This window comes from Mesorhizobium sp. M7A.T.Ca.US.000.02.2.1 (genome assembly GCF_003996995.1).
GTDB lineage: Bacteria > Pseudomonadota > Alphaproteobacteria > Rhizobiales > Rhizobiaceae > Mesorhizobium.
The window spans coordinates 1-10,545 of sequence record NZ_RZTT01000206.1; the positions used below are offsets into that span (position 1 = coordinate 1).

11 protein-coding genes are annotated in these 10,545 nt (G+C 63.8%); 1 reads left to right on the forward strand and 10 read right to left on the reverse strand.

What is annotated here, in order from left to right; all coding sequences use genetic code 11:
• The 10 genes from EOD15_RS19475 to EOD15_RS19525 form a co-directional block, all read right to left on the reverse strand.
• On the reverse strand, positions 1-525 hold a 525-nt coding region (locus EOD15_RS19475), incomplete at its 3' end, for a succinylglutamate desuccinylase/aspartoacylase family protein (RefSeq protein WP_185929022.1).
• Between the two features lie 5 nt (positions 526-530).
• On the reverse strand, positions 531-1,709 hold the full coding sequence (gene doeA / locus EOD15_RS19480) for an ectoine hydrolase DoeA (protein WP_127321588.1): 1,179 nt from the start codon (positions 1,707-1,709) through the stop codon (positions 531-533).
• A 154-nt stretch (positions 1,710-1,863) separates the two neighbouring features.
• Positions 1,864-2,856 (reverse strand): ectoine utilization protein EutC, encoded by a 993-nt coding sequence (eutC, locus tag EOD15_RS19485; protein WP_127321589.1) that lies wholly within the window; start codon positions 2,854-2,856, stop codon positions 1,864-1,866.
• Entirely contained in the window at positions 2,853-3,848 is a 996-nt protein-coding gene (gene eutB / locus EOD15_RS19490; RefSeq protein WP_127321590.1) for a hydroxyectoine utilization dehydratase EutB, read from the reverse strand. Before eutB ends, eutC begins: the two co-directional genes overlap by 4 nt.
• A gap of 183 nt (positions 3,849-4,031) precedes the next feature.
• Positions 4,032-4,808, reverse strand: a complete 777-nt coding sequence (gene eutA, locus EOD15_RS19500; protein WP_127322979.1) for an ectoine utilization protein EutA — start codon at positions 4,806-4,808, stop codon at positions 4,032-4,034.
• A 2-nt stretch (positions 4,809-4,810) separates the two neighbouring features.
• Positions 4,811-5,470, reverse strand: coding sequence for an ectoine/hydroxyectoine ABC transporter permease subunit EhuD (gene ehuD / locus EOD15_RS19505; protein WP_127322980.1), 660 nt, complete (start codon positions 5,468-5,470; stop codon positions 4,811-4,813).
• Between the two features lie 34 nt (positions 5,471-5,504).
• The gene (gene ehuC / locus EOD15_RS19510; protein WP_013530328.1) at positions 5,505-6,164 is read right to left on the reverse strand and encodes an ectoine/hydroxyectoine ABC transporter permease subunit EhuC; all 660 of its coding nucleotides are present in this window, start codon (positions 6,162-6,164) and stop codon (positions 5,505-5,507) included.
• A 212-nt stretch (positions 6,165-6,376) separates the two neighbouring features.
• Complete coding sequence (ehuB, locus tag EOD15_RS19515) at positions 6,377-7,231, reverse strand: ectoine/hydroxyectoine ABC transporter substrate-binding protein EhuB (protein WP_127398030.1); 855 nt, start codon at positions 7,229-7,231, stop codon at positions 6,377-6,379.
• A 91-nt stretch (positions 7,232-7,322) separates the two neighbouring features.
• Positions 7,323-8,114 carry an ectoine/hydroxyectoine ABC transporter ATP-binding protein EhuA gene (ehuA, locus tag EOD15_RS19520; protein WP_027035592.1) on the reverse strand — a complete coding sequence of 264 codons (792 nt, stop codon included), beginning with the start codon at positions 8,112-8,114 and terminating at the stop codon, positions 7,323-7,325.
• A gap of 272 nt (positions 8,115-8,386) precedes the next feature.
• Positions 8,387-9,772, reverse strand: a complete 1,386-nt coding sequence (locus tag EOD15_RS19525; protein ID WP_127272428.1) for a PLP-dependent aminotransferase family protein — start codon at positions 9,770-9,772, stop codon at positions 8,387-8,389.
• An 81-nt stretch (positions 9,773-9,853) separates the two neighbouring features.
• On the opposite strand from EOD15_RS19525, the gene EOD15_RS19530 reads away from it, so the two are divergent.
• Positions 9,854-10,345, forward strand: a complete 492-nt coding sequence (locus EOD15_RS19530) for an Lrp/AsnC family transcriptional regulator (protein ID WP_127269511.1) — start codon at positions 9,854-9,856, stop codon at positions 10,343-10,345.
• The last annotated feature ends 200 nt before the right edge of the window (positions 10,346-10,545 follow it).

Below are 10,545 nucleotides of genomic sequence, written 5' to 3' on the forward strand. Positions count from 1 at the left end.
GTCGAAGGCTTTCTGTTCCAGCGCCTTGTCGGGCAAAGTATGCGCGGCGCAGAACGGCACGAAGTCCAGCGTCTTGCCGCCGGAATGGAAGTCGAACACGATGTCGGCGCGGGGGAGCAGCTCACGCTGGAAATAGTCGGCGATCTTCTCGGTCACCGTCCCGTCCGGCCGGCCGGGAAAGCTGCGGTTCATGTTGCCCTTGTCGATCGGCGAGGTGCGCGTGCCGGCGCGAAAGGCCGGATAGTTCATGGCCGGCACGATGATCACCGTGCCGCTGACTTGCTTGGGATCGAGGGTCCTGGCGAGATCGTAGAGGGCCAGCGGCCCCTCATACTCATCGCCATGGTTGCCGCCGGTCAGCAGCGCTGCCGGCCCGTTGCCGTTGCGGATGACGCAGATCGGGATCATCACCGAGCCCCACGCGGAATCGTCGCGGCTGTAGGGCAAGCGCAGGAAACCGTGCTGGATGCCGTCGCGGTCGAAATCGACGGTCGGCGCGACCGGTGATGAATGTAGATTCGACATCGGCATCAATCCTTCACCACCAGCTTGCGCGGCACATTGGCCAGGCACTCCACACCGGTTTCGGTGATCAGGATGGACTCGGTGATCTCCAGTCCCATCGTTTCCAGCCACAGGCCGGTCATGAAATGGAAGGTCATGCCGGGCTTGAGCTCGGTGCGGTCGCCGGGACGCAGGCTCATCGTGCGCTCGCCCCAATCCGGCGGATAGGACAGGCCGATCGAGTAGCCGGTGCGGTTGTCCTTGACGATACCGTATCGCTTGAGAACACCAAAGAAGGCGTTGGCGATGTCCTCGCAGGCGTTGCCGGGTTTCGCGGCGGCCAGCCCCGCTTCCATACCTTCCAGCGTCGCCTTCTCGGCATCGAGGAATTCCTGCGTCGGCTTGCCTAGGAAGACGGTGCGCGACAGCGGGCAGTGATAGCGGTTGTAGCAGCCGGCGATCTCGAAGAAAGTGCCCTCGCCCCGCTTCATCGGTCTGTCGTCCCAGGTCAGATGCGGCGCCGAGGCATCGGCACCCGACGGCAGCAGCGGCACGATCGCCGGATAGTCGCCACCAATTCCGTCGACGCCGCGCGTGCCGGCATCATAGATTTCGGCGACGAGATCGCATTTGCGCATGCCGACCTCGATCTTGTCGAAGATGCGCTGATGCATGGCCTCGACGATGTGGGCCGCCTTGCGCATATAATCGATCTCGGTCGGGCTCTTCACCGCACGCTGCCAGTTGACCAGCGCGGTGGCATCGACAAAGCGGGCATTGGGCAAATGCTTCTGCAGCGACGCAAAGGCGGCCGCCGAGAACCAGTAATTGTCCATTTCGACGCCGACTGTCAGCTTGCCCCAGCCGCGATCCGCAAGCACGCTGGCCAAAAAATCCATCGGGTGGCGCTCGGTCGACTGCACATAGTGATCGGCATAGCCGACGATATTGTCGTGCGCGAGATAGGCGGTGCGCTTGGCGCCGTTGGCGTCCTGGCCGCGGCCGTACCAGACCGGCTCGCCCGAAGGCGGCACGATAACCGCCTGATGCACATAGAACGACCAGCCGTCATAGCCGGTCAACCAGGCCATGTTGGAAGGATCGCTGACAACAAGAAGATCGACGCCCTTGGCCTCCATGGCCTTGCGTGTCTTGGCGAGGCGATCCGCATATTCGCCGCGCGAGAATCTCAGGTTCGGTTGCATTGTTCTTGGTCCTCGTTTGTTGGGCCTTGCGGCCGGTATCAGCTTTGAATCCAACTCGTCGTTCTTGTTTGAGCGTGATCTCTGGACAAACGGAAAACCGTTTGTCCGAGAAAACCGGTTCCCACTTTTCCGGATCATCCTCCTGCGGCCAGCATCAGCTTTCGAAGATGGCCCCGGAACCGGCCACCCGCGCACGGTCTCGAGCGAGCGTGGCGATCGCCGTGTCCTGGACGCCAGTGCCGGTGAGATCGGCGATGGTGATGTCGCTGGCCGAGCGCCGTCCGTGTTTCGCGCCGGCGATGATCTGGCCGAGTTCGGTCACCTCTTCCTCGGCGGCCATCACGCCCGCCGCGATTGCATGATGCAGCTCACCCAGCCGCTTTGTCTGGCGGGCACTGTCAGCGGCATAGAGATCGGCCATGCGCAGGATTGCCGGCGCGATCTCGTTCTTGTGCTCGGCGTCCGATCCCATGGCGGTGATGTGCTGGCCGGCGGAAACGAAGCCGGCCTTGATCAGCGGCTCGGTCGAAGGCGTCGTCGTGACGATGATGTCGGCGCCGGCGACCGCGTTTGCCGCGTCGGGCTCGGCATGCACGAGAATGCCGAGCTTTTCGCGCAGGGCTCCGGCGGTTGCCTCGGCCTTTGCCGCATCGCGGGCCCAGATGCGCGCCTCGGCGATCGGCCGCACCAGCATGAGTGCTTCCAGTTGCAGCCCGGCCTGGACGCCAGCGCCGAAGATCGCGGCAACGGACGAGTCCTGCCGCGACAGATGTTTCGCGGCAACGGCGCCGGCAGCAGCGGTTCGGATATCCGTGAGATAGCCATTGTCGAGCAGCAGCGCTTCAACCAGGCCGGTCTTGGCTGACAGCAGCACCATCATGCCGTTGACGCTGGGCAGGCCGAGCTTCGGATTGTCGAAGAAGCCGGGGCTGATCTTGATAGCGAAGCCGTCAATGCCGGGCACATAGGCGGTCTTCACATCGACCTCGCCGCGATGCTCGGGAATGTCTAGCCGCAGGATCGGCGGCATCGCCACCGGCAAAGTGGCGAGCGCGCGGAAGGCGTTCTCGACGCAGGCGACGGCATCGAGATCGAGTGTCACGATCGCCCGCAACTCTTTCTCGGTAAGGATGGTCATCCGGCTCATGCGGCGCGCTCCTTGAGCGATGGCGCCACGCCGCAAACGATTGTGCGGTGCGCGTCCATATCGATGTTGCGACCGGACAGCAGAACAACCACCGGCCCGTCCGACCTGACCTTACCGGCCAGCAGTGCGGCGATGCCGACAGCGCCCGCGCCCTCGACGATTTCGCGCTCCTGCGCATAGGCGTGACGGATGCCGGCGGCGATCTCTTCTTCGCTGAGCAGGACGACATCGTCGAGCAGGTCGCGGCACATAGCGAAGGTCAGCCGGTTGTCGAGGCCGATGCCACCACCGAGCGAATCCGCCAGCGTCGGCAATTCTTCCACCAGCACCGGCTGGCCGGCATCGAGGCTGGCCTTCATCGCCGCGCCACGCGCCATCGAGACACCGATGACTTTTGTCCGGGGGTCGACGCCTTTGATGGCCGCGGCAACGCCTGAGGCGAGCCCACCGCCGGAGAGCTGGACCAGAACGAGGGCGGCATCCGGGACCTGCTCGATCATCTCAAGCCCGAGCGTGCCTTGCCCGGCGATAATGTCGGGATGGTCGAAGGGCGGCAGCATCACCAGCCCCTCTTGCGCGACCAGCCGATCGACCTCCTGTTGGGCATCGTCCTGGCTGTCGCCGACGATGCGGACCTCCGCGCCAAGCCGGCGGATCTCGTCGAGCTTGTTGCCGGGCACCAGGCGCGACATGCAGATTACGGCGCGCATGCCCTCAAGCTTCGCCGCATGCGCCAGCGCGCGGCCATGATTGCCGGTCGAGGCCGCGACCACGCCCCGCGCCTTCTGTTCGGCGTTCAACGAGGCGACGGCGTTCGAGGCGCCACGCAGCTTGAAGCTGCCGGTGGTCTGCCGGTGTTCGAGCTTGAGGTGAACGGGGACGCCGAACTGTTCCGAGAGGCTGTGGGACAAGACGGTTGGCGTGCGCTCGACTTTGCCGGCGATACGGTCACGGGCGATACGGATGTCCGCTAGGGCGACGGCGCGCGTCATGGGGCGACCCCCTCTGGCCTGCCGGCCATCTCCCCCTCGAGGGGGGAGATTGGCAGCTTCGACGCTGCCGTTCTTCCTGTCACGTCGGTGATTGGCGAAAGCCGGGCAGCAGCTAATCTCCCCCCTCGAGGGGGAGATGGCCGGCAGGCCAGAGGGGGTCGCTCGTGAATGTGGGACATCGTCTTACTGAACCAACGGCAACGTCATCAGCCGCCCGAACTCAGGATGCGGCGCCTCATCCCCGCACAATCTCAGGCAGTTCCAGGCGGTCGCCTGGTTGCTGGTCACCACGGGACGTCCGATCGCCTTTTCCATGCCGGTGAGCGCGAGGGCGCTACGCAGCGCCGTGCAGGACACGAACAGCGCATCGGCGCTGGCGTCGGTCGCCTCGCGCGCCAGATCGACAAGCGCCGCCGGCGCGATCCGCGCCATTTCGCGGTCGTCCTCGAAACCAAGACAGGTGAAGCTGACGATGTCGAACCCTTGCGCGGCGAAATAGGCGGCCATCGGCCTGGATGTCTCGACCGTGTAAGGGGTGAGGATGCTGATCTTGCTTGCGCCCAGCGCATGCAGCCCGCGCACGCCCGCCATCGGCGGGGTAACGACTGAAACACCGGGCTTGGCAGCCTGGATCGCTGTCTCGATCTCGGCATCGCCGATCACCACCGACGCCGAAGTGCAGGAATAGCAGATGGCATCGAGCGGCTCATCCGGCAGGATCAGGGCCGCGCCTGCCGTCAGCGCCGGCTGCATCTTGCGCAGATTCTCCGGCGTCGTCGGGTTGGCGTAGGGAATGCGGGCGACATAGACGCCGATCCGCTCGCTCGCCACCATGCGGCGGAAATCCGGTTCGCTGGTGTGATCGGTAGCAAGGATGATCAGGCCGACGCGCCGCTCCAGAGGGCGCGCATCCAGTGCCGGCCGTTTCGGATAGACCTTGATCTCGGGCAAGGGTTTCATGGCTACCTCTCGATCTTGCCGTAGCGGCGTTCCAGCCAGCGCAGCAGTACGACCGAAAATAGACTGATGACGAGGAAGAAAGCACCAACCAGCGTGATCGGCTCGATATAGCGATAATAGGTGTTGGCGACGCTTTTCGCCTGGTTCATCAGTTCCAACACGGTGATTGCCGACAGGAGCGGCGTTTCCTTGAACATGGCGATGAAATAATTGGCCAGTGCCGGGATCATCGGCGGAATGGCCTGCGGAATGATGATGTGGGTCCAGGTCTGCCTGGCGCTGAGATTGCAGGCCTTGGCGGCCTCCCACTGGCCGCGCGGCACATTGTCGATGCCGGCGCGGTAGACTTCCGCCGTGTAGGTGCCGTAGTGCAGCCCGAGCCCGATGACACCGGCGACCAGCGGCGGCAGCAGGATGCCGATGTCGGGCAGCACGTAGAAGATGAAATAGAGCTGCACCAGCAACGGCGTGCCGCGAATAAACTCGGCCAGGAAGCCGACCGTGCGCGACAACGCCTTGTTGGGCGAGCGGCGCGCCAGCGCAATGCCCAGCCCGACGACCGCCGCCAGCACCGAGCCGAGCAGCGTCGCCAGGATGGTGATCTTCACCCCCTGGATCAGCGTCGGCATGATTTCCCAGACGAAATTCCAATCCCATTCCATCAGCAGGCCCAATTTATCAGAAGGAAATTGGCCATCAGGCACGCACCCCATCGAGGCCGCGCGCCATGCGTCGTTCCAGCGAGCGCACGCCCCACGAGATGAGCAGGGCGAGGATGAAATAGATGATCAGGATGGTGGTGAACGGCACCAGGGTGTTGCCGGTCTGGGCGCGCACCACCTGCGCCTGGAAGGTCAGGTCGGTGAGCGAGATCAGCGACACCACGGCGGTCGCCTTGAGTAATTCGATGGCGTTGTTGCCGAAAGTCGGCAGCATCACCAGCAGCGCCTGCGGCAGGATGATGTGGCGCATGCCTTGCCACCGCCCGAGATTGAGCGCGGTGCAGGCCTCATACTGTTCGCGGCCGATCGACTGGATGGCACCGCGCACGACTTCGGCGGCGTAGGCGCCGACATTGAGGCCGAGCGCCAGCACGCCGGCCTGCAACGGGGTCAACGAAATGCCGATGAAGGGCAGCACGAAATAGGCCCAGAACAACTGCACGAAAATCGAGGTGCCGCGGAAGAATTCGATATAGGCGGTGGCCAACCAACGCAGCGCAAAGAAGCGCGATACGCGCCCCATGCCGGCGAGGAAGGCCATGATCAACGCCAGCACCGACCCCATCAGCGTCAGCTCGATGGTGACAAGCGCTCCCTGCAATATCAGGCCGAAATAGCCGGACCACTGGGTCATTTACGTTCCAACGTTGGGTTTAGCTCCTTCTCCCCGTTTACGGGGAGTTGAGGAGCGGTCCGCGTAGCGGGCGAAAAGCCAATTGCTTGGCTTTTCGAGCAACGAAAGCCGGCAGGCAGATGAGGGGCAGCACTAGACTCTCAGAACTTGGCGCCGCCCCTCATCCGTCACTTCGTGACACCTTCTCCCCGTTGAACGGGGAGAAGGAAAAATCACTTCGCCGCGCAGAGCTTATCGCGGCTGGTCGACATCGCGGCTGCCGCCGAGAAGCCATAGGGCTCGATGATCTTGGCGAACTCGCCCGATTTCTTCATCTTGGCCAGTTCGACGTCGAAGGCGTCGCGCAGTGCCTCGTCGCCCTTCTTGAAGGCGGCGCCGTCGCAATAGACCGGTGCGCCCTGCACGGGAGCGATGACTTCGAGGTTCGGATCGTTGGCCTTCTTGACCAGATCATTGATCGACAGGACGGGCAGCGAATAAGCGTCGATGCGGCCATCCTGGAGCATCTTCACGCCGCTCTGGCCATCCGGCACGACGATGACGCGATCGCGTGGCACGCCGGCGTTGAGCGCGAGCTTCTCCTCGGTGCCGCCGCCCGGCGCGCCGATGGTCGCAGTCGTATCCTTGGCGACATCCTCATAGCTCTTGAAGCCCTTCGGATTGCCCTTCTTCACCAACATCGCCTCGGCATCGCAAAGCACCGGCTCGGAATAGACGACGGCGGCGCAGCGTTCCGGCTTCATGAACAGGCCGGCGGTGACGACATCGAAGCGACCTGCCTGCAGGCCGGGGATCATGGCGCCATATTCAGAGATCGAAGCGGCGACGTCGGCGACGCCGAGCCGCTTGAATATCTCGCGGGCCACATCGGGCGCGGCACCCGAAACTTTGCCGTCGGCGGCGACCGCCGTGTAGGGCGGCTCGTTGGCGATGGCGAGGCGAGCGAAACCTTGCGCCTTGAGTTGTTCGAGCTTGCTGTCATCGGCCGAACCCACGCTCGAGGCGGCCAGCACCGCCGCCAGCGTAAGGCTGGCGACGCCAGCCAGAATGCCAAGTTTCTTCTTCATTGTTCCCAACTCCTTGTTTCTTTCTTGTCTTGCTTTGTTACGGGGCGGCCCTCGCCACCTCGGGACGACTTCGTCGCCCTGGGCATTGCGGTCAGACGCGATGTCCGGCCGCGATGATCTTCTTCAGGAAGCCTTGCGTACGCTCCTGCTTGGGATTGCGGAAAATCTCGTCGGGCTTGCCCTCCTCGACGATCCTGCCACGATCGAAGAACAGTACCCGGTCGGCGAAATCATGGGCAAAGCCCATCTCGTGGGTGACCAGCAGCATGGTCATGTCGGTCTCGGCGGCCAGCTTGCGCATGACGTTCATCACCTCCTCGACCAGCTCCGGATCGAGCGCCGACGTCACCTCGTCGAACAGCATGATCTTCGGCGACAGCGCCAGCGCCCGGGCGATCGCCACGCGCTGCTTCTGGCCGCCGGACAACTGCGCCGGCATGGACTTGGCCTTGTCGGCCATGCCGACCATTTCGAGCAGTTCCATCGCCCGCTTTTCGGCGGCGGCGCGTGGCGTGCCCTTGGTCAGCATCGGCGCCAGCGTGACATTGTCCATGACGCATTTGTGCGGAAACAGGTTGAACAGCTGGAAGACCATGCCGATCTTCTGACGCATCCTTGTCAGATGCCGCTCATCGGCGGCCAGCAGCTGGCCATTGCGCTCCATGTGGTAGAGCTGCTCGCCGTCGATCTGGATATGACCGCCATCGATGCGCTCAAGCGTCATCAGGATGCGCAGGATCGTCGTCTTGCCCGAGCCCGACGGGCCGATCAGCGCCAGCTTCTCGCCGGGCATGACCTGCATCGACAGGCCGTCCAGCACCTTGAAGCTGCCGAAGCTCTTCGAGATGTCGTCGATCTTGATGATGGGCGCTGATGCGGACAAATAAATTCCCCGTGCTGGAGAAGCCTGTGCCCCTTAACGATGCGGAACGCGCCAAATCATGTCAATCGGGAAAATAATATCATGACAATATTTCCCATTCCGCACAATTCTTGAGCAACCAGTGCCGAAGAGTGCGCCGGGATTCGGGTCAGGCCGAGCCGAGAATGGGAGCCTCCGAGAACCGGAACGGAGCGTACTTTTCATACGTGAGTACCGGAAGCGCAGGAGGCTGCCTTTCGCAGGCCGGCATCACCCGGATAGCGGCGCACTCGCTAGATAGCGAGCAGCAGGTGCTCGGGATCGCCGAGCAAAAGCTTGGTGACAACGCCGAGGCCGGCGCGCAGTTCCCCCTCGGTGGTCGAACCCAGCGAGATACGTACCGCCGGATGCCAGGGCGCAGCCGAAATACGGAAGGACGTGCCGGGTGCAATCGCCACGCCCTGCAGGCGAGCCTGGGCGACAAAGCTTTCCTCGGCCCGGTCGGCCGGCAGTTGCAGCCAGACATGCAACCCGTCGCGCCGGGCGCGATAGTCCACCCCCGCCAGCACTTGCGCTGCAATATCCTGCCGGCGCCGCAAAGCCGCGCGCTGCCAGTGGACAAGCTCCATCGCCGTGCCGTCGGTCACCCATTTGGTGGCGATCTCGGCCACCAGCGGCGTCGCCATCCAGTTCGAGACCAGATGCCGGTTGGCAACGGCGGCGACGTAGCGGTCGGGCGCGGCCAGATAGCCGATGCGCAGACCGGGCACGGTGATCTTGGTGAAGGAGGTGACGTAGAGCGTGCGCTCCGGCGCGAACGCGGCAACCGGCGGCGGCCGGTCTTCGACCAGCGGACCGAGCACATCGTTCTCGATGATGGCGATGTCGTGCTTGCGCGCGACCGCGGCGATCTCTTCTCGCCGCCGCGCATCCATCAGGGTCGCCGTCGGGTTGATCACCGAGGGCTGCACGAAGACCGCGCGGATGTCGGAAAGCCGGCAGGCCTCGTCCAGCGCTTCCGGAATCAGGCCGTTGTCGTCGATCGGCAGGCCTTCCAGATTGAAGCCGAGATAGCGTGCCAACGGCACCAGCGTATGGTGGCCGATCGCCTCGGTGGCAACCGTCGAACCCGGCGGCGCGACGCTCATCAGCGCCACGGTCATGCCGGCGGTGGCGCCGTTGGTCAGGCTGACGTTCTGCGGCGATGCATCGAGGCCACAAAGCCTCAGCCATTCGACCGCCACCGCGCGGTGGCGCGGAAACACCATGTTGGGCCGGAACGAAAGTGCTGAACTCGACGGCAGGTTCTCGGCCAGCCAGCCTAGTGCCTGTTTCAGCCGCTCCAGATGCATCGGCTCACAAACCGGTTTCAGGATCGACAGGTCGATGACTTCGCCGAGCCGCTCGGGCAGATATGGCGGCTCCGGCTCGCGGCGCTGCGTCTGGACGAAGCTGCCGCGGCCGATCTCGCCCGAAATCAGGCCGCGACGGATCAGTTCCTCATAGGCGCGGCTGACCGTCTGCACCGAAAGTTTCAGATCGTCGGCCAGCCTGCGATGGGTCGGCAGCCGCGCACCATTGGCCAGGCGCCCGTCATGGATGGCACGCGCGAACTGGTCGGCCAGCGATTGATATGCCGGCCGCCGGATGAGTGCGGGATCGGGTTGCCACAATGTCATGACTTATTAGAGATCGAAATCAGTGCAATTGACAATCGAAATAATGCGCCGTCATGGTACTCGGACGAAAAGTGAGCTCTGATGACATCAGCGAAACTCGACCCGATCGACCTGAAAATCCTCGACGCCATCCAGCGCGACGGACGCATTACCAAGCTGGCGCTGGCCGAGCAGGTCGGCCTGTCGCCGACGCCGTGCTGGATGCGGCTGCGCAAGCTGGAAAAGGCCGGCATCGTCTCGGGCTATCACGCCAGGATCGCCATGCGCGTCGTGGCACCCGTCGCCACCGTGCTGATGGAGGTGACCCTGGCCAACCACCGCCAGGCCGATTTCGACCGCTTCGAGCGCGTCATCCGAGACATCCCAGAGATCGTCGCCTGCTGGTCGGTGGGCGGCGGCGTCGACTATGTGCTGAAGGTGATGGCGCGCGACATCGACGCCTATCAGCGGCTGGTCGACGGCTTGCTCGACCGCGAAATCGGCATCGATCGCTACTTCACCTACATCGTCATCAAGACAGTGAAGGACGAGATCGCGCTGCCCATAGCCGACCTGCTGCCGGCGCAAGCATGAGGTCAATCTCCCCTACCGTACACCCAGGAGACTGATCGAAACCCCCGTCACGTCGTCATCCTGGGGCGAAGCAAGGAGCGCAGCGACGCGGCGCAGACCCGGGATCCATGCCGCGACTTCAAAGCGCTGCTGCGGTGCAGAATTCTGCTCCGCTGCATTCCTCGACCAAGATCACGGCATGGATCCTCGGGTCTCCGCCG